Below are 19894 nucleotides of genomic sequence, written 5' to 3'. Positions count from 1 at the left end.
TTTGTCAGTAGACCATAACTGGTGATAGAGTAACAATTCTACTCATTATGAATTCATCAACCCGCCAGGTTTTTAAGAAGACCCCCAAAAACAGTCGGTTAGTTGAACAGGAAGAACAACGAAACGACATCGGCTTTGGCACCAAACTCACCGATGCCCAGGCCCGATTGGTCAATCAGGACGGGAGCTTCAATTTTGTTCATGCCAATGTCAGTTTATGGGACCAGTTAAATGTTTATAACCGACTCATTACCATGAGCTGGTCGCATTTTTTTGGCTGGATTTTACTGGCATATCTGACAGCAAATACGCTTTTTGCGGGCATATATATGCTGGCGGGTGCTGGCACTCTCGAAGGCATGGACGACGACTCCATTTATGGGCCCTTCTGGAAGTGTTTCTTTTTTAGCTCCCAAACACTCACGACCGTAGGCTATGGGCATATTTCACCCAATAGTTTCCTGACCAGTTGTATTTCGGCTTTCGAGTCGATGGTTGGGCTATTGGCATTTGCCCTCGCCACCGGGCTACTCTACGGTCGGTTTTCGCGCCCGGTAGCCCACATCCGTTTTTCGAAACACGCTGTACTGGCCCCCTATCTGGATGTAAATGCCTGGATGTTTCGAATTATCAACACCCGACCGAATCAGCTTATTAACCTGGAAATCACTGTTAGCTTATCAAGGGTGGAAGCAAATGACAAAGGTTCGCTGGCCCGAAAATATTATAACCTACATCTCGAGCGGAATAAAGTAGCTTTCTTCCCGGCCAACTGGACGCTGGTACACGCCATTACAGAAACCAGCCCTTTGTACGGCCTTACCGCTGAAGATCTGGAAAAATCAGATACTGAATTTTTGATTTCGTTTCAGGCACTGGACGACACCTTTGTGCAGGGTGTGCATCGACGTTTTTCGTACCGCCACGATGAGGTTCGCTGGGGGTATAAATTTCGGCCTATGTACGATGGGGCACAAACGGGTCGTGTCCTGCTTGACCTGGATAAGCTTGACGATATTGAAGAAGTACCGTTGAATTGAGTACCTCAAAAAACAATACATTAACGTTGATTCTACCTCCTTTTTTACAGCCCGGCGATACGGTTGGCGTAGTGGCTCCTGCGAGTTGGTTTCCTTACGAAGAATTAGCCGATGGGCTTCGCATTTTGCGAGAAGACTGGCAGCTAAACGTGATCGAAGGGGATAGTTTGCATACGATTGACGGACCTTTTGCCGGTTCAGATGACCTCCGGCGGGCCGACATTCAACGATTATTCGATGACCCAGGCGTTCGAGCTGTGTTTGCCGCCCGGGGTGGGTATGGTTGCTACCGCATTGCTGATGGTCTTGATCTGACGGGATTACGGGCTAATCCAAAATGGCTAATCGGTTTCAGCGACGTAACGGTATTACTCAGCCTGTTGTTCAACCATCAGATTGTGAGTCTGCACGGGCTTATGCCTCGTCAGTTTGGCGATCCTGACCGAGCCGCTTCACTGGAGTCGGTACGACAGTGGTTGTTTGGTGAAACGCCCGCTCAGTACACCGTACCCGTACATCCCCTTAACCGTCTCGGTCAGGTCACAGGTGCATTAGTAGGGGGCAATTTGACCATGCTGAGTAATTCGATCGGTACGCCTACCGATGTGGATTTGTCTGGAAAAATTCTGTTCATCGAAGACATCGACGAAACGTTTTTCTCCCTCGACCGCATGCTCACCCAGTTTCGGCGGGCCGGGCGGCTGGCCAATCTGGCCGGTTTGGTCGTCGGCCAGTTTACCGATATGCGTGCTAACACGTCGCTTCCTTTTGGTAAGGACGCCTTCGAGATTATTGCCGATGCCGTTTCGGCCTACAGCTACCCGGTGCTGTTTGATTTTCCGGCTGGGCACGTTCCGTTCAACCTGGCGTTGCCAATTGGTCAGGAAGTCGAACTTGTCGTAGCAAAACAAAACGTGCGGATTAATTTTTCGACAGGATTTACAGGATGAACATGATTTCTGATTGTTAAGAGTCAAATCATGTTCATCCTGTAATCCTGTCGAAAAATTAATCTCATGCTTTTCTCCAATTCTGTCGTCTGGATTACGGGCGCATCGTCTGGTATCGGAGAGGCCGTTGCGTTAGCCCTATCTAAGCAGCAAAACATATCTCTTATACTATCTGCGCGTCGTGCCGATGAGTTACAGCGGGTCGCTAACCAAACGGGTCTACCAGCATCCCAGGTATTGATCGTACCGATGGATATGACGGATATAAAAAGCTTGCCTGCACATGTAGAAACGGTACGCCAGCGATTTGGCCGTATTGACTATTTATTTCAAAACGCGGGCATCAGCCAGCGAAGTATGGTAGCTGATACCGATTTTTCGGTTTACCGGCAGATTATGGAAGTCAATTTTTTCGGGGTGGTTGCGCTCACCAAAGCCGTTTTACCGATTATGCTGGCACAGGGCAACGGCCATTTTGTAGTGACCAGTAGTGTAGCGGGAAAATTAGCCACCAAACAACGCTCCGGCTACTGTGCCAGTAAACATGCCCTACACGGCTTTTTCGATGCCCTTCGGTCGGAAGTCTATGAGGCTGGTCTTCGTGTAACCATTGTGTGTCCTGGCTATATCCGAACAGCTATTTCGCTCAATGCCCTGGAAGCCAGTGGGCAGAAGCATAACAGAATGGATGATAATCAGGAAGAGGGAATGGCTCCCGACACCTTTGCCCAGCGGTTGCTACAGGCTGTTGATGCGCAAAAAGAGGAAGTCTATATTGGAGGGTCTGAAATCTACGGCATCTACCTCAAACGATTCTTTCCGAACCTATTATCCAGAATTCTTCGCAATCGAAAAGGGGTTTAAACACAGAGGCACAGCGAACATAGAGATAAAACTTTGTGTTCGCTGTGCCTCTGTGTTTACATTTCTACTGACCACCCAGAGTCAATTCCTTAACGGCAACGCCTTTGTTGGCGAATTCCATATAATCGGTAGTTAGGCGGCATAACGATTTCATCCCCAGCACAAAACCGCCTTCGTCGATGTAAAAATCGGGCGTATGGTGCGAAGGCACTTCCGTTCCTTTTTTGCCTTTAGGCATTCCTCCCAGGAAGAAAAAGAAGCCTGGCACTTTTTGCTGGTAGAACGAGAAATCTTCGGCTCCGGTTTGCGCAGGCGTAATTTTCACATTGTTCTTTCCGGCAACCGTTTCGAGCGATGGAATCATCTGGTCGGTTAGTTTCGGATCGTTGTATGTAACCGGATACATCACATCAATCTTCACTTCGGCTTTAGCGCCAGCGCTTTCGGCAATATTGGTAGCGATCTCGTTAATCCGGCGATGCACCAGTTGCTGGGCTTCGGGGCTGAAGGTGCGAATGGTACCAATCATGTTTGCTTCTTCGGGAATAATATTCTGACGGATACCACTATGCAATGCACCAACCGTTACCACGGCAGGGTTATCGGTTAATGTAAGGTTACGACTTACAATAGTTTGCAAGCCCATAACTACCTGTGCTGACGTTACGATAGGGTCTACACTCGACCAGGGAGCCGCACCATGCGCCTGCTTTCCTTTAATTTTAATCGCATACGAATCAACTGCAGCCATCGTAGCGCCCGGACGGTACTTAATGGTTCCTACTTCGGTTTGTGAGTTGATATGCAGTCCAAAAATGGCATCCACTTTCGGGTTTTCCAGAACCCCCTCTTTCACCATCAGATAAGCGCCCCCCTCTTCACCCTGGGGAGCCCCTTCTTCGGCTGGCTGAAAAATAAACTTAACCGTTCCACGCAGATCAGCCTTAACGGATGTCAGAATTTCAGCTACCCCCATCAAAATGGCCACGTGCGAGTCGTGTCCGCAAGCGTGCATAACCCCCGTTTGCTGGCCATTATACTCCGTCCGCTCCTGCGATTTAAAGGGAATATCGACCCGCTCGGTTACTGGCAATCCGTCCATATCAGCCCGAAGCGCCACCACCGGGCCGGGTTTACCTCCCTTTAGCAAACCCACAACGCCAGTTTTGCCCACACCCGTTTTCACCTCCATACCCAGCGACTGCAAATGGGCGGCAATTTTGGCGGCTGTCTGAAACTCCCGGTTTCCCAATTCAGGATGCTGGTGAAAATCCCGACGCCAGGTTACCACCTTTTTCTCAAGGCTTTCAGCCATTTTATCCATCCGGGTATTCAACGTAGCCACCTGCGCAACTACCGATTGCGTCAGAAGCCCGCCCAAAAGCAGTGAAGAGATTAATAAATTATGCTTTTTCATCAAAAAAGACAGTTTTTGAAACTTAGTTCGATTAGCGTTCAATTTACGGATAAGTCAGTAGAAAATAAGGCTATTATAGCTACTCCCTCATCAAACAGTTCCGATCTTATCACCTCACCATGTTATATTTTCCGTTTATCGACTAGGACAAAATTCTTTCCGCAAGGCACTTTTGCTTATTTTCCCGTTGATAAGTCATCGTTTATGCAATCGCCCAGTTTATATTTCCTGCTAATCGTTCTGCTGATACAGGCACGCGTTGCCCAAAGTGAGATACGAGTATCGTCGCCCAATGGCCGTATCGATTTTATTTTCAACCTAAGCCAAACAGCACCTACTTACAGAATTCTATTCAATAAAAAGGTCCTGGTCGATAACTCCACGCTGACGCTCACGTTTCAGAACGATGACCTGTTTGGCCCGAATCTGATTCAGCAAAAGCCAACCATCGAAACCATTGACGATACCTATGAACTGGTAGTGGGGAAAGTCAGAAAAGTGCATACCGTTTATCGGGAAGCGGCTATACCCCTGGTTGAACGGGATAAAGCAGGCAAATCGGGCCGACAGATTACTTTATGGGTTCGGGTATTCGACGATGGGGTCGCTTTCCGATATGAATTCCCGAAGCAGGCAAACTGGGAATCGTATGTACTTACCGATGAGCATACTACGTTTCAGCTACCACAGAATCCAACGGTCAGGGCTCTGTTTCTACCCAACTTTACCACCTCGCACGAGGGAATTTATACGACGATTCCATTGGCGAAGATCAAAAACGACACCCTGATGGACATGCCCGCGCTGTTTGAGTTCCCCAATAAAACGTATCTGGCTATTACAGAAGCAGCACTGGTCAACTATGCAGGCATGTATCTGGTGAAAAAGAATAATGTGCTGACCAGTCAGCTTTCGCCCTTACCGAACCAGACAGCGGTAAAGGTAAAAGCCACATTACCCCATCAAACACCCTGGCGCGTTATGCTCATTAGCGACCGCATCGGTGCGCTGATCGAATCAAATATGCTGACCAGCCTCAATGAACCCAATAAGATCGAAGATATTTCCTGGTTGAAACCCGGCAAAACCACTTTCCCATGGTGGAACGGGAACATAACCCCCGACACCACCTTTGCCCCCGGCAACAACTTCGAAACCCAGAAGTATTACATTGATTTCTGTGCCGCCAATCACATCGATTATCATTCCGTGGTCGAATATGGATTACACGAATGGTACGTCAACGATGGGGCAGGCTTCGTACCGGGTCCGAACGTCAATGCCGCCAAAGCCGTACCGGGGCTGGATATGCAACAGGTGTGCGATTATGCCAAAAGCAGAGGTGTTGGTATTCGGGTATGGGTGTATTGGTCAGCGCTCTATCCAAAACTGGAAGAAGTCTTTACCCAGTACGAAAAATGGGGAATCAGCGGCCTGATGGTCGATTTTATGGACCGCGACGATCAGGAAATGGTCAATATTCAGAATGAGATTTTGCGCTCGGCAGCCCGGCATAAATTGCACATCCAGTTTCACGGAGCCTATAAACCGACAGGCCTACACCGCACCTACCCCAACGAACTCACCCGCGAAGCTACCCTTAACTACGAAACCAACAAATGGAGTGGGCTCGACACGCCCGATCACGACATTATGTTTCCATTTACCCGACTTCTGGCTGGCCCGACAGATATGCACCTCGGTGGTTTTCGAGCCGTCCCCGATAAACAGTACAAAATTCAATATACCCGACCCCTTATGCACGGTACCCGCTGCCACCAGTTGGCGATGTACGTTGTGCTCGAAAGTTACCTCAATATGGTATGCGACTACCCAGACGCCTACAAAGGGCAACCAGGTTTCGCGTTCATCCAGCAAGTGCCCACTACCTGGGACGAAACCCGCATTTTGAATGCCGAAGTAGGTCAATACATTACGGTAGCGCGTCGCAAAGGGACCGACTGGTTTATTGGCAGTATTACCAACTCAACTGCCCGCGAATTATCCGTCAAACTGGATTTTCTATCCGACGGAAATTATACAGCCGAACTATACGCAGATGCGCCAGATGTTGCCCAAAACCCAAATCACCTCATCCAGCAAACGCAAACGGTCGGTCGGCTGGAAGTCGTTTCGCTGACATTAGCGGCTGGCGGAGGTCAGGTAATGCGACTACGAAAGCAGTAATTGTATACACAATAGTCATAGGACAAAACGGCTTTCTTTCGAAGAATTCTATAATGTTTAGGATAGGCATTATCTTTGCGTCCTTAAAAATTACCTCATCAATAGCTTCCTGAAAATGAATAATGGACAATGCACAATGAAAAATGTGCACTAGCGTAACCGTATCATTATTCATTCTACATTATTCATTTTACATTACTCTATGCAGGTTCTTAAATTCGGTGGCACCTCCGTCGGTTCCGTAGAAAGTATAAAACTGGTTCTTCAAATCATTGATAACCACCGCCAAAATGGCGACCAGATTGCTGTAGTTTTTTCGGCAATGGGGGGTGTTACTAACCAGCTTATCGAAATCGGACGCATGGCCACTACCGGCGAAACAGACTATATGGAACTGGTTCGGCGGATTGAAGACCGACACTTCAACGTGGTGAAAGCCCTCATTCCCATCAAGGAACAGAGCAAAGTGTTTGCCCACATTCGTGGGATCATCAACGAACTGGAAGACCTGCTACGTGGCGTTTCGCTCATCCGGGAGCTATCAGCCCGCACCCACGACCTGATTACCAGCTTTGGCGAGCGCTTATCCACAACGGTCATTACCGAATGTGTAAAAAGTCGCGGGATAGCGGCACAGTATTGTGATGCCCGTAAGCTGATCAAGACCGATGCGCAGTTTGGTCATGCCGAAGTCAACTATACCCTGACGAACCAGCTGATTCAGGAGTACTTTGCCAAGACAACGGATTTACAGTTAATTACAGGCTTTATCGGCTCCACCGAGAAAAACGAAACAACCACACTCGGCCGGGGTGGCTCAGATTACACGGCCTCGATCATCGGGGCTGCGCTGAATGCGGAAGTGATCGACATCTGGACGGATGTGGACGGGATGATGACGGCCGACCCCCGGAAGGTGCCCAATGCCTTTAACATTCCAACCATTACCTATGCCGAAGCTATGGAACTCAGTCACTTCGGTGCGAAAGTCATTTATCCGCCGAGTCTGCAACCAGCCTTTGCCCGTAATATTCCGATTCGGGTTCTTAATACATTCAACGCTACGCACAATGGCACAGTCGTGAGTCGGACTGCCGAACGGCGTCAATATACCATTACGGGTATTTCGAGCATCGACGACATTGCCCTGGTCAACGTACAAGGTTCGGGTATGATCGGTGTAGCGGGTGTATCGGCCAAGTTATTTGGTGTATTAGCTGCTCACCGGATCAGTGTCATTCTGATTTCGCAGGCTTCGTCGGAACACTCCATCTGTTTTGCCATCGACCCACGGGGGGCTGATAACGTAAAAGCCATTCTGGAAGCTGAATTTGCTACCGAAATCGAACACGGGCATATCGACAGCATTGCCATCGAGCGTGACTTGTCGGTGATTGCCACGGTAGGCGAAGGCATGAAAAAAAGCTCCGGTATCGCCGGAAAACTGTTTTCGGTACTGGGTAAAAATGGGGTAAACATTGTGGCTGTTGCGCAGGGCTCATCGGAGATTAACATCTCGGTTGTTATCAACAAGAACAACCTGTCGAAGGCCCTCAACTCGCTGCACAATATCTTCTTCCAGTCCGAAGCCCGCGTGCTGAACCTGTATCTGGTCGGTACGGGTCTGATTGGCAAAACCCTGTTAAAGCAAATCCATGACCAGTCGGAATTTCTGCGGACCGAAAAACTGCTGAAAGTGTGTGTGGTAGGCATGACGAACAGCCGAAAAATGCTGCTCGACCCCAAAGGCATTTCGCTGGACGACTGGCACGAACGGCTTTTAACCGAAGGCGTAACCACCTCGTTACCCGCCTTTGTGGATCGAATTAAAGATTATAACCTGCCCAACTCGGTATTCATCGACTGTACATCGGATAAAGACATTGTGCAGTTTTATGAATCGCTGCTGGACAGCAATATCTCCGTTGTAACTCCCAACAAAGTAGCCAACTCAGGCCCCTATAGTGAATATCGGCGTTTGCAGCGTACGGCCCTGAATCGGGGAGTTAAATTTCTGTACGAAACCAACGTCGGTGCAGGCTTGCCCATCATCAACACCGTGCAGGGGCTGATGACGGCAGGTGATCGTTTCCTGAAAATCGAAGCGATTCTATCAGGAACGTTATCGTTCATTTTCAACACCTTCCGCCCCGGAACCTCCTTCGCCGATGTAGTCCGCGAAGCGAAGGAAAAAGGCTATACCGAACCCGATCCCCGCGACGATCTGAGCGGGCTGGATGTAGCCCGAAAAATCCTGATCCTGGCCCGCGAAGCCGGTTTCCCACTCGAACCGGAAGACATCACGATTACCCCCCTACTACCCGAAGTTTGCCAGTTGGCCCCAACTGTACCCGCCTTTTTTGACGAGTTGGAACGGAATAATGCCTATTTCGAAAACCTGCTTTCCGAAGCCGAAGCCAACGGTGAAAAGCTCCGTTTTGTCGCCAGCTTCGAAAACAACAAGGCAAGCATCAGCCTGCGCCCGGTGGGTCAGGAGCACCCATTTTATCAACTAACGGGTGCCGACAACATCGTTTCGTTCACCACCGAACGGTACAAAGATCGGCCCCTAGTCGTGAAAGGGCCCGGTGCAGGTGCTGAAGTTACCGCTTCGGGCGTATTCGCCGACGTGGTCAGTATCGGGAGTTATCTGGCGTGACGGCTCAGTAAGAACCAACCCTACGCTATGTCTGTTAATGAAGAAAAACAACGATTACCAGATGGACAAGAACGTTACATACCTCAACAAATACCATCGGCAGCAGAGCAAAAAAATGATCAGGAAAGTCTCCGAGCAGCCCTTGATGTCATTGCAAGAGTGCATCGAGCAAGCAAAGCGGCTCAGGGACCAGCCCCTCAAACCCGTGCCGAAAAAATAGCCCTGGATCGGGCCTTACGTATAGGCGAAGAAAAGCTACTCCGTAAGTAGGCTAACGCGAATAATAAACTGATCCCTGAAGAGCCGTTTACTGATGCATGGCAGGCTCAAGGTGGCGAAGGTGGAGCCGAACATCAGGTTTACGTTCAACTAGGCGTTTACTTTAAACGGAACAATCTCAACTATTACAGCACCTGGTTGAGCTATTTTCATAACCTGCTGCTTCATAACTGGCTTTTTCCAGAAACAGGCTACACGTTCCTGGGCTTGATGGAAGTCGATGATTCATTAATGGCGGTAGTTAGCCAAAAAGCTCTTCGTGGTATACGTGGAGCGACTCCCGAAGAAGTCGCTGACTATATGGAACCGTTCGATTTTATTCCTCTGCAAAACAATGATTATATCAATTCAAGCTTTGGGATTATCGTCAGCGACCTCCATCATCGAAATGTACTGGTAAGAGATGATGGTGAGCTATTGGTGTTTGATCCCGTTATCTATTTGCAGCCAATTAAGTAGTGACTAAAACAACATAGAGAGTCTTAGCTAGTGTTGTTAGTATCGGGAGTTATTTGGTGTAAATAGATATGCGTAAAGTTAGTTTAGGAGGACTTCTATTGGCCTTGTTGTGCAACCCTGCCTTTGCCACAATACAGGCAGGGGATACGCTTTCAACAAGCCGCTATCTTAATGCTATAAACCATTGGTTATTTGGCCGAACCGAAGCAGCGCATAAGGCTCTTCGCCTTATTTCATCTCAGGACGCAGTGCCAGTTGAACGAGATGCAGCCCGGTATTTATTACTAGAAGAAATGTATTACTGGACGGGCAACTATCATCAGTATCTGCACCTTGCTGACTCGATGGGATTCCAGTCTTCCAGTTACGAAATGGCCCGATTACTCTCGAATCAGCCTGAGCTGCGAATTCATTTACGAAGAGATACGTTGCAAGTACCATTCAGGCTTAAACACAAAGCCCATGCCGTTGTAGAGGTACTGATCAATGGGCGGGTGGTTCGGCTTGCCGTAGATAGCGGAGCACAGCGAACATTTATATCCAATCGGACGGCAAAAGCAATCGGGCTAAAAAAACTGTCTGATATTAAAGTGCTTAATTACGAAGGGCAATCAGTGCCAGCGTCAATAGGCCTTGCAGACTCCCTTAATTTGAACGGATTAGCTATTTATAACTTGCCCGTTTTTAGTGCTTATTTACCTATACCTGGTATTGATGGCTTGTTAGGTTGGGATGTATTACGCCGGTTTACTATCATAATCGACTATCCCAATCGGCAACTTAGTATCCAGAAATCAATACCGGACTCCACGCTGGAACATAATCTTCTGGGCGGAAGTCAACCGATGCTTTTGGTACGAGGCCCATCGAACAACCAGTTAAACTTCATATTGGATACTGGCTCAAACGAAAAACTTCGTATCTCTCCAACAGGAGTAACCAAAATTGGCCCTTATCAGATTGGAAGGAAACTTTCAATAGGTGGCAGCGTAGGCCGTTTAGTTCATATTGGTCTGGAAAAACAGGTTAAGAAGCTTTCAATTCGTATCGACGGTAGGCAACGGCAATTTCGGCGTTCAACCCTGTATAAATCCGATCAGGTAATTGGGCAGTTTTTACGAGATGGACTGATTGGGGCCGGGGCTTTCCGAAAGGGGCGGTTGACCCTGGATGCGCCTAATCATCATTTTAATTACGTAGAGTGAACTACCGTTAGCCAAACCCTATCACAGCCTACTTAGGACATTATCAACGGAGAATCGTTATCTTCGTACACAAAACCTTTACCCTTTGTGATCGCCGACTCCCAGCAGCAAGCCCTTATTGATCGTATTCGCGACATTGGCCATGCCGAAGCCATCCGTCGGTTTTTCGGTTTGCTCAAGGACCTGATCGATATGGTCAACCTGCCCAATGGCGATGCCCGGCTGGCGTTTGTCGTAAAACCCGATAAAGCGTCTATCACGGCTAACATCAACTTTTTTCAGGCGTTACGGATTCAGAAACCGCGTCGCGGTGAGGTTGAGTATCACCTAACGATTAAGAAATCATGCCAGGATCGGCTTAAAAATCTGGACGAAATAGGCTTTGAGCCGTTGACCGAAAAATCTGATTATCTGGCGGTAATCATTGGGCAATCAACGGCTCATCTGCTGTATAACCCTACGTTGCGCACCTGCTGGGAAGACTGTCTGCTGGAACTGGTCGAAAGCACCAAACGCGGCCCGCACCTGGCCCGGCATAATGCGGATGTGTACCAGGCAGCCGAAGACGAAGCGTTTCTGAGCGACATGATTCGACTGGCTGATGACCCTAGTTTGGGGGAACGGCTGATCAATGGACAGTTGCTCGAAGAGCCGGAAGCGACGTATGAGCCGGAGCCATCACTACCCAATCAGCCGCACAACCTCATCTTGTTTGGCCCGCCGGGTACAGGTAAAACGTTTGCTCTACAGCCCTACCTGACCGATAAAAATGCGAGTCTGATTACCTTTCATCCATCGTATAGCTACGAAGAATTTGTAGAGGGGATTCGGCCGGAAGTGGTCAATGGGCAGATCAGTTATAAAATTCGCCGGGGTATTTTTCATCGGGCTTGTCTGACGGCCATTCAACAGGCAGGTTATGGAACCCTGGCCGACTGCCTGAATGATTCAGCCGAAAACCGAAGCAAAAAGCTAAAACGGGCGCCAGCACATTACCTACTCATCGACGAGGTCAACCGGGCTAATGTCGCCAGTGTATTTGGTGATCTGATCACGCTGCTTGAATCGGACAAACGGCTGGGTGCCGACCATGAGCTCTGGCTAACTCTGCCCTACTCCCAGGAACGTTTTGGCGTGCCCATCAATCTGTTTGTGATCGGTACCATGAACACTACTGACCGATCCATTGCCCTGCTCGACATTGCGCTCCGTCGGCGGTTTTCGTTTCGGGAGATGCTGCCCGAACCATCCCTTCTAAAAACAGTCGACGGTGTCGATTTAGCGCAGTTACTTCGAACCATAAATGAGCGTATTGACTATTTGCTCGACCGAGATCATCAGATTGGCCACGCGTACCTCATTAACATTGAAACCTTTGCCGATCTTTGCCAGACATTTCGCGACCGGATCATCCCGTTGTTGCAGGAATATTTTTTTAACGACTGGGCCAAAATCCAACTGGTTCTGGGCGACAATATCGCCTGGGGCAAAGACCCCGATCATCGGCTCGTTCGGACCAAGAAGAAATATACGGCTACTACCGCCAGCAAGTTGTTTGGCGAACTACCCGACTCGATGGATGAGGTAGTAACCTACGAGATCAACCCAAATCTTCAGCAAGGCAACTACGATCAGGTGCCTATTGATGCGTTTATCAGGATTTATCAGAAACTGTGAGTAGAGCGGGAGGAAGCCCGCTTTTTATAAATCATTTAAGCGGGTTTCCTCCCGCTCTACCTATGAAAGCACTCGTTCTTACTGAATACAATCAATTCGATCTGCAGGACCTGCCGAAGCCAGGTATCCAGCCAAATGACGTTCTGGTTCGCGTACAGGCGGTAGGTATTTGCGGATCTGATGTTCACGGCATGGATGGCAGCAGCGGCCGACGCATTCCGCCTATTGTAATGGGTCACGAAGCCAGTGGCATCATTGCCGAGGTAGGTGCCGATGTACGCGACTGGTCGGTAGGCGACCGGGTTACCTTCGATTCGACCGTGTATGCGCTGGACGATTGGTACAGCCGCCGGGGGCATTACAACCTCAGCGATGGCCGGGAAGTGGTGGGCGTATCGACACCGGACTTTAAACGGCAGGGGGCTTTTGCGGAGTATGTCTCGGTTCCTCAGCATATTCTGTACGCCGTTCCCGACAATGTTACGTTTACACAGGCCGCACTGGTCGAGCCAGTAGCCGTAGCCTTACACGCCCTTAGCCTTACACCAATCCAGGTTAACGACTCCGCCGTAGTAGTTGGAGCAGGGATGATTGGGCTATTTATTATTCAGGCGTTGAAACTGGCTGGCTGTACAACCATCATTGCCATCGATCTGGACGACGACCGGCTGGCCTTGGCGCAAACCTTGGGTGCCACACACGCCATCAATGCACGGAGTGGTGAGGTAGCCCGGCAGGTGCAGGCACTTACGCATGGGCGCGGAGCCGATGTTTCGTTTGAGGTAGTGGGCGCTGGCCCGACGGTTAAAACCGCTATTGAGTGCGTTCGAAAAGGAGCTACCGTAACCCTTGTCGGAAATCTGGCTCCGACGGTGGAGATTCCGTTGCAAGCCGTTGTGACGCGTCAGTTAAGACTGCAAGGTTCCTGTGCCATCAATGGAGAATACGAAGCGGCTTTGGCTCTGATCTCATCGGGTAAAATAAATGTCGAAGCCATCCTGAGTGCCGAAGTACCACTCGAAGAAGGAGCAGACTGGTTCAAGCGGTTATACGCGAAAGAAAAGGGACTGATCAAGGTGGTATTGAAACCGTAACTACGGCTGAGCGGCTGCCCAGGAAATAATGGCCGGGTACAGATCGGCAACGGTTTGGCCCGGTTTTCTTGTTCGATATAGCCGCAGCAACTCCTCATTAAATTCTTTAAAACGCTGGAAGCCCCGGTTTACGACCATCCCTTTTTCGACGCCCGCATTGAGCGTATCGAAACTTTTGGCATCGAACAAATCAGCGTACAAGAGCGATACGAGAGCATAATTCATATACTCTTCAAAGCACGAAAGTGCATTGCTATAGCCCGCCGATGGCTTGCCGTTCGTAATCCACTTCGATAGGTCCTTAAAAGCGGCTCCGATTTGGGGTGTGTATTTTTCAGCCTCTGGGTTCAGGTAGTTGTGATTCAGCTCGGTAAATACAATTTTCATCCGTTGCCCTTTCGTAATGGTTGGCGGCTGGCTTTTCTGCGTCGCACTTACAAAGGGGAAATCAACATGAGCCTGCGCTTCGGTAAAGTCGTTGTCGCTGAAATTATTGGCCGATTGATTCCAGCCGACCAGTGGTGAAAACAATACTTTGACAGCCGAATAACGCGTGGTTGGAAACTGTTTTTCCAGCCAGTCTTTCATGCAGGCAACATTAACATTCTGGCGAAAATCAGTAATCAGGCTATTGTAATAGGGTTGATTTTTTTGATAGAACACCCTGAATTTCGATTCTTTGGCAAATTGCTCCAGTAAGGGAATATAGGGCGACAGCGTATTTTGCTCGCCCCAACTGACCCGGTCATAGATACCGCCGTTCACTAGCCTATCGCCCTGAAACTGAAAGGCGTAGCTGTCCATTTTCAGATTATGGTACTGATCGGCCGAAGCCCGCAACAGGGAGTCAATCACCTGCACCGCCCGATTAGTTTTGTAGGGCATAAACTGTGTCATCACGGCCGAATAGTAGTCAGTCCCCTTATAGATAGCCTCGGTTTTGCCATAGTCGGTCAGGGCAAATACCACATTGATCAGCTCATAGACTTCGGGAACCTCAATAATCGTTTTGCCCTGATTGGCCTTTTTGTAGGCATCCGTAAAGACGGCGGCTTTGACAAACGGGTGACTGGAGAAATGACACTGAACCGTATCGCCCTTGGCCTGTCGGATGATCTGAAAATCCGTCTGAACCCCATGACGCAACAGCAATACAACAGAATCCTGTTCCGAAACGAGGGTTAAGGGTGTACGTTCAGTCTCGGTACCAAAATCATAGGAAAAATCTTTAGGGAGGTCGTTGATTCCATTGAAATTACCTCGTTCCTTGTTCATGTACATAAACATGGAATTGCGCTGCGTTCGTATGATTGGTTTCTGGTTGGATTGACCAACGGCTGTAATCACAGCAAGAAGGGTAAGCAGAAAGGGATTAACAAGCTTGCCGACGAATGACTTCATAGCGTTGAATTTGGCCACCGACCCAAGTGTGGGGATCTGGATACTGGATTTCGTGATGAATGCAATATAGAAAACCATATTCATTCAATAGCATTATCCAGTTGTAACGCGGGTGGGAACCCGTGATTTTCAAGCAAAGAGCGCGGGTTCCCACCCGCGTTACAAAATTGATTAATCAGCCGCTTCATATTGAGTGACGATGTAGCCATCCGATAATTCAAGTGACTGCTTGCTAAGTTGTGTAATCGTGGTCTTTTTTAGGGTCGCGCAAAAGACAGTAGGGCACAATACCCAGTCAGTATAATTAATCGTAACTCCCTCGCGGGTGAACGCTGTAGGGGCACAGCAATTACCCTGACCAGACGCACCATTTCGCCGATACACAATAACCCCATCTGGCCGATACTCCAGATCATAATAGGCATCCGTATCGTGAAACGTCCAGTTTGTGTCCTGTATTGGTCGATACCGAATGAGGTGCCAGCGCTGATAAAAATCGTCCAGGGGGCCAACGGCCTGATCACGCTGACAGGCTCCTATCAGAATCAGCAAGAGGACTATAAACGGGTTTCTCATTACGTTGACATGTATTCTTAAGGATACGGTGCATACGTTACCAAAGCTCTGTCCTGTTGAATCACTAATTCACTCGGGTTGAGCTTGGCAATCTGCCAAAACGGGTCAAATAGAGCACAGGAAACCATAGCGCATAGGCCATTGGGCGTTCGCTCAGGCATGGGTATGTCAGCCACATTCTGTAGATCCAGGATGTCCCCTTTCCACCTAAATCGGGCAGGTGAGCAACAGGGATCATATTTGCCGTCTTCGCCGTACAGAATGGTTCCGTTCGGCCTGAACTCAACTAGTGCCCAGGGATTGGGTTGCACCACTTCTTCTGGATTGCCAGTAGCGTACTGAATCTTCGCTATTCGCCATTTCCGGTATAATAGATCGTTGGGCGCTACGTCGTCGGTTCGTCGGCACCCCAATACCAGTAGAAGCAGTACAATTCCGTTGAGTAAATACGATTTCATAATTTCTGCTCTAAAGGTTATGCTTCACAAATTCGATTTTAAGATGAGTGATTTACAGACTTCGTTTATAGAGAACATACGGCTCCTGCGACCATAACCGACTCGTTATTTCCTCCCGGTCAGCAGTTGGTAGTTGACTCATATCTACTGAACTACCATCGCAACGGTAGATATGACATCCCATACATGACCAATGATAAGCGTACAAATCGATATAGGTTTCGCCTTTGTATGTAGCTGCCCGAACGATATCAGCATTAAATTGGTCAATGAGGCTGCGAAGCCAGGGCAGATTTTGGGCAGGATTCAGTGCTCCACAGGCTATTGTAGTGGTATAAGGGCCAACACCGATGTCATCATTCTTGCGGCAGGACATCGTAACCAGATTAACCAGAATCAATCCGATAAAGAGTGGTTTCATAGGCTATTGGTAGTCGTTATGAGTAGAAGACCCTATTTTTGAGCATTCGTTGGAATAGTTTCTATAAAAGGTGCGCATTCCTTCGTATATTGATAAAACAACTCAGTCTATGAACGCTATCAACATACAGAATCAACCAGATCGTTACGTAATCAGTATCGATAAAAAATCAGTGAGTCAGGAATTTATGCTTGACCTGCTCGAACGGTTACAACTAGAGCAGTTAGCGCAGAAAATTGACTTCGATGAGTCTATTCTGGCTTTAGGAGAAGAAATCAATGCTACTTGGTGGCAACAGAATAAACATCGCTTTATCAAAGAATAGCCGTGAAGAAAGTTATCATTGACCATAACATCTTGTTTGCGGCTATTCACACCAAATCGTCTCTTACCCGACAGCGCTTGCTAAACAATCCATTTGCTGTTTACACGCCCAATTATTTGATTGTCGAATTATTTAAACATCGCCAGCGAATCGTTGAAAAATCGAAAGCAACAGAAGAAGAGGTGCTCAGTTATCTAAACCAGGTTATTCACAAAGTACACTTCTTTAACGAAGAACTAATCAGTCTCGAAAATTTTTTCACAGCGTACCATCTTTGTAAGGATGTAGACGAGAATGACACTGCCTACATCGCTTTAACCCTTGAGTTAGATGGCGAATTGTGGACACGAGATGAAGAATTAAAAGCTGGGCTCCGTCAACGTGGGTTCAATCGATTTTTTGATGAATTAATACTACCCTAATGCCAAATCCTCTTCGTATTGCCATTATTGGCCCTGGCAAAGTAGCGCATCTTCATGCGAAAGCGACTTTGCAAACACCCGATACCCAACTCGTAGCCGTTTACGGACGTACCTATCAAAAAGCCGAAGATTTTGCCAACCAATACGGCATTCGGGCGTACAGCGACATTTACGACATGGTCGACCGGGAGAACGTTGATCTCTGTCTGGTCTGTACCACACACCCCTCACACCGGGAGGTTACGGTAGCTGCGCTGAATGCTGGCTCGCATGTGTTGGTTGAAAAGCCATTGGCCTCTACCCTGGAAGACTGTGACGCGATGATCGAAGCCGCCAACCGGAACAATCGCTACCTCGGCACTATTAGCCAGCGTCGTTTCTACGCGCCTTCCATGCGGATTCGGGAAGCGATCGATACGGGCAAGATTGGCAAACCAGTACTGGGAACAATTCAGATGCTTGGCTGGCGGAGCGAAGAATACTATAAAAGCGATGCCTGGCGGGGCACCTGGGCCGATGAAGGCGGTGGTGTATTGGTCAATCAGTCGCCCCACCAGTTAGACCTGCTGCTGTGGTACATGGGTGATATTGACGAAGTGTATGGCGTATGGCGCAACCTGAACCACCCCTACATTGAAGTGGACGACACGGCGCTGGCTATTGTTAAATTCAAAAATGGAGGCCTCGGCAACATCATCGTCAGCAACAGCCAGAAACCGGGCATTTTTGGAAAAGTACACGTGCATGGCGAAAATGGGGCATCGGTGGGTGTGCAGACGGATGGAGGAGCCTTATTTATTGCGGGCATGTCGAGTATTACCGACCCGCCCGTAAACGACCTCTGGACTATACCGGGCGAAGAAGGAAAACTGGCCGAATTCGTAGCCGAAGACACGGCCTTTTTCAATACCATCGATGCAACGGTATATTATTTTGGTATTCAAATCGCTGAGTTTCGGGATGCTATTTGGGCGGGTCGCCCACCGATGGTCACGGGCGAAGATGGTCGTAAAGTTGTCGCTCTTTTCCAGGCTATTTACGAATCGACCCGAACGGGAATGCCTGTAAAATTTTAGAGAAAGGTATAATGAAAAAGGAGAAAAGGATTACCTCACGGCAGTTCCTTCTCTCCTTTTTTCATTACACCATTCCGTCTTTTTAGTTCGCTGGATCGGCGGGCGTACTCGTGTTGTTATTGCGCTCCGTCAGCGGATAGGGGAAAAAGTTCCGGTTCCGCTCAGCTCCGGTAGCACCCGGGCCAGGCCTGTTGAATCGACGGTTATCTTCAAGCCGGAATCCCTGATACGCCAACTCAATCTGCCGGTTCCGGTAGATTTCAGTCAGGATTGCATCGGCGGTTTGCGCACCCGAATAAGCAGGCAGAGATGCTCCCAATCCAAACGCATCCGTCGTTTTGGTTAGCACTTTATTTAGCGACGCAACGGCATTGGTCAAATCACCTTTGCGAGCGTAGGCTTCGGCCTGAATCAGCAGGATTTCACCGGGTAGGTAAACGGGTACAGCCGCGTTGTTGGCCGTGTAGAAAGCCGTGGCAATTACGGGCGCTACAGCCGTGTTGGTACTCGGTTTGGTCAAAAACGAAATCCGTTTATCAGCCGGATCTGGAGCTAACGCACCTGTCAGTCCCAGGCTAGCATTCGTTGGTTGAAACACGTTCAGATTACCAAATGTGTATTCAAACAATGGGTTTCGCGTCACGTCATCGAAGTTGTAGACTGACTTTTTCGTTAAATCGACCTTCGCAGCCGCAGCCAGAGCTTTATCATAGTCACCAGAGAAAAGTGCATAGCGCGCAATGAGCGCCTGAATCGTATTCGATATATCGATACCGGACACAATCTTGCTGCTAAAATCAGCCGAAACAGGTGCCGAAGCAACCTGTGTTGCCGCTGTTTCGAGCGTCGTAATGGCTTCTTTAAACACCTGGGCTCGTGGAACAAAGGGAACGTTCGTTCCTGTCGTAACGGGCGATTGCTCAAAAAATAGCCCCAGCGTTCCTAGCGACAATGCCCGGAAGATAGACGCATAACCAATAATCCCACTCTTGGTTCCGGCATCGTTCACCACACCTGTATTCGCCAGAATCAGTTCAGCATTGGCGCGGACCAGATGGCTTTGGGTCCACAGGTTACGGACAACGCCGTTGATATTCGACACGTTTCCGCCCCCAACGGCGAGGTTCGCTTCATCGAGGTTACCCACGTTCAGAACAAAATCTTCGCGGGTCGTGAGTCCGGCACCGGCTGTGCTGGCGTAAAGCACACTTAATGCGCCCCCCGTTGTGTACCGATATTGCAGACCATTGCTCAGTGTAATCAGACCGTCGGACGAGCTAACGGCCTGCGACTGGCTGATGGTACTGGGATTTAAAAACGTCTGATTACAGGAAAACTGTAGCAACAGCCCTGTCAGACAAATGGGTATGAGAAACTTTTTCAT

Annotated in this window: 19 protein-coding genes; 13 read left to right on the top strand and 6 right to left on the bottom strand. The window is 48.8% G+C overall.

Features of this window, described 5'->3' with window-relative positions; translation table 11 throughout:
* The first annotated feature begins 47 nt into the window (after positions 1-47).
* The 3 genes from BGO59_RS17175 (at position 48) to BGO59_RS17165 (ending at position 2854) form a co-directional block, all read left to right on the top strand.
* On the top strand, positions 48-1040 hold the full coding sequence (locus BGO59_RS17175) for an ion channel (protein ID WP_293684973.1): 993 nt from the start codon (positions 48-50) through the stop codon (positions 1038-1040).
* 26 nt (positions 1041-1066) lie between these two features.
* On the top strand, positions 1067-1990 hold the full coding sequence (locus BGO59_RS17170) for an LD-carboxypeptidase (RefSeq protein WP_293684971.1): 924 nt from the start codon (positions 1067-1069) through the stop codon (positions 1988-1990).
* A gap of 66 nt (positions 1991-2056) precedes the next feature.
* Positions 2057-2854, top strand: coding sequence for an SDR family oxidoreductase (locus BGO59_RS17165; RefSeq protein WP_293684969.1), 798 nt, complete (start codon positions 2057-2059; stop codon positions 2852-2854).
* 64 nt (positions 2855-2918) lie between these two features.
* Here the strand turns inward: BGO59_RS17165 and BGO59_RS17160 are convergent, their stop codons facing one another.
* A complete protein-coding gene (locus BGO59_RS17160; protein ID WP_293684967.1) occupies positions 2919-4271 on the bottom strand; it encodes an amidohydrolase in 1353 nt (450 codons plus the stop codon).
* 204 nt (positions 4272-4475) lie between these two features.
* Between BGO59_RS17160 and BGO59_RS17155 the strand changes: the two genes are divergently transcribed.
* The 7 genes from BGO59_RS17155 (at position 4476) to BGO59_RS17125 (ending at position 13831) form a co-directional block, all read left to right on the top strand.
* Complete coding sequence (locus tag BGO59_RS17155; protein WP_293684965.1) at positions 4476-6458, top strand: glycoside hydrolase family 97 protein; 1983 nt, start codon at positions 4476-4478, stop codon at positions 6456-6458.
* A 202-nt stretch (positions 6459-6660) separates the two neighbouring features.
* Positions 6661-9117: a bifunctional aspartate kinase/homoserine dehydrogenase I gene (thrA, locus tag BGO59_RS17150; RefSeq protein ID WP_293684963.1), complete on the top strand. Its 2457-nt coding sequence runs from the start codon at positions 6661-6663 to the stop codon at positions 9115-9117.
* Between the two features lie 27 nt (positions 9118-9144).
* On the top strand, positions 9145-9387 hold the full coding sequence (locus tag BGO59_RS17145) for a hypothetical protein (RefSeq protein ID WP_293684961.1): 243 nt from the start codon (positions 9145-9147) through the stop codon (positions 9385-9387).
* Between the two features lie 18 nt (positions 9388-9405).
* A complete protein-coding gene (locus BGO59_RS17140) occupies positions 9406-9855 on the top strand; it encodes a hypothetical protein (protein WP_365982257.1) in 450 nt (149 codons plus the stop codon).
* A gap of 68 nt (positions 9856-9923) precedes the next feature.
* Positions 9924-11060, top strand: coding sequence for a TIGR02281 family clan AA aspartic protease (locus BGO59_RS17135; RefSeq protein ID WP_293684959.1), 1137 nt, complete (start codon positions 9924-9926; stop codon positions 11058-11060).
* Between the two features lie 87 nt (positions 11061-11147).
* Positions 11148-12737 (top strand): AAA family ATPase, encoded by a 1590-nt coding sequence (locus BGO59_RS17130; protein ID WP_293684957.1) that lies wholly within the window; start codon positions 11148-11150, stop codon positions 12735-12737.
* A gap of 62 nt (positions 12738-12799) precedes the next feature.
* Positions 12800-13831 carry a galactitol-1-phosphate 5-dehydrogenase gene (locus BGO59_RS17125; protein WP_293684955.1) on the top strand — a complete coding sequence of 344 codons (1032 nt, stop codon included), beginning with the start codon at positions 12800-12802 and terminating at the stop codon, positions 13829-13831.
* On the opposite strand, the gene BGO59_RS17120 is transcribed toward BGO59_RS17125, so the two are convergent.
* From BGO59_RS17120 to BGO59_RS17105, 4 genes are all read right to left on the bottom strand, one after another.
* The gene (locus BGO59_RS17120; RefSeq protein WP_293684953.1) at positions 13832-15232 is read right to left on the bottom strand and encodes a DUF4932 domain-containing protein; all 1401 of its coding nucleotides are present in this window, start codon (positions 15230-15232) and stop codon (positions 13832-13834) included. It lies immediately after the preceding gene.
* A gap of 171 nt (positions 15233-15403) precedes the next feature.
* Positions 15404-15808, bottom strand: coding sequence for a hypothetical protein (locus tag BGO59_RS17115; RefSeq protein WP_293684951.1), 405 nt, complete (start codon positions 15806-15808; stop codon positions 15404-15406).
* 17 nt (positions 15809-15825) lie between these two features.
* Entirely contained in the window at positions 15826-16266 is a 441-nt protein-coding gene (locus BGO59_RS17110) for a hypothetical protein (RefSeq protein WP_293684949.1), read from the bottom strand.
* A 52-nt stretch (positions 16267-16318) separates the two neighbouring features.
* The gene (locus BGO59_RS17105; RefSeq protein WP_293684947.1) at positions 16319-16687 is read right to left on the bottom strand and encodes a hypothetical protein; all 369 of its coding nucleotides are present in this window, start codon (positions 16685-16687) and stop codon (positions 16319-16321) included.
* A 109-nt stretch (positions 16688-16796) separates the two neighbouring features.
* Between BGO59_RS17105 and BGO59_RS17100 the strand changes: the two genes are divergently transcribed.
* The 3 genes from BGO59_RS17100 to BGO59_RS17090 are packed head-to-tail and all read left to right on the top strand — an operon-like array spanning position 16797 to position 18510.
* Positions 16797-17012, top strand: a complete 216-nt coding sequence (locus tag BGO59_RS17100; protein ID WP_293684945.1) for a hypothetical protein — start codon at positions 16797-16799, stop codon at positions 17010-17012.
* A 2-nt stretch (positions 17013-17014) separates the two neighbouring features.
* The gene (locus BGO59_RS17095; protein ID WP_293684943.1) at positions 17015-17434 is read left to right on the top strand and encodes a PIN domain-containing protein; all 420 of its coding nucleotides are present in this window, start codon (positions 17015-17017) and stop codon (positions 17432-17434) included.
* Positions 17434-18510 carry a Gfo/Idh/MocA family oxidoreductase gene (locus BGO59_RS17090; protein WP_293684941.1) on the top strand — a complete coding sequence of 359 codons (1077 nt, stop codon included), beginning with the start codon at positions 17434-17436 and terminating at the stop codon, positions 18508-18510. The genes BGO59_RS17095 and BGO59_RS17090 overlap by 1 nt, the downstream gene beginning before the upstream one ends.
* Positions 18511-18592: 82 nt before the next feature.
* Here the strand turns inward: BGO59_RS17090 and BGO59_RS17085 are convergent, their stop codons facing one another.
* The gene (locus tag BGO59_RS17085) at positions 18593-19894 is read right to left on the bottom strand and encodes a RagB/SusD family nutrient uptake outer membrane protein (RefSeq protein ID WP_293684939.1); all 1302 of its coding nucleotides are present in this window, start codon (positions 19892-19894) and stop codon (positions 18593-18595) included.

Source organism: Spirosoma sp. 48-14 (genome assembly GCF_001898575.1).
GTDB lineage: Bacteria > Bacteroidota > Bacteroidia > Cytophagales > Spirosomataceae > Spirosoma.
Note: the sequence above shows the minus strand (reverse complement) of the source record. Positions and strands in the feature narration are given on the sequence as shown.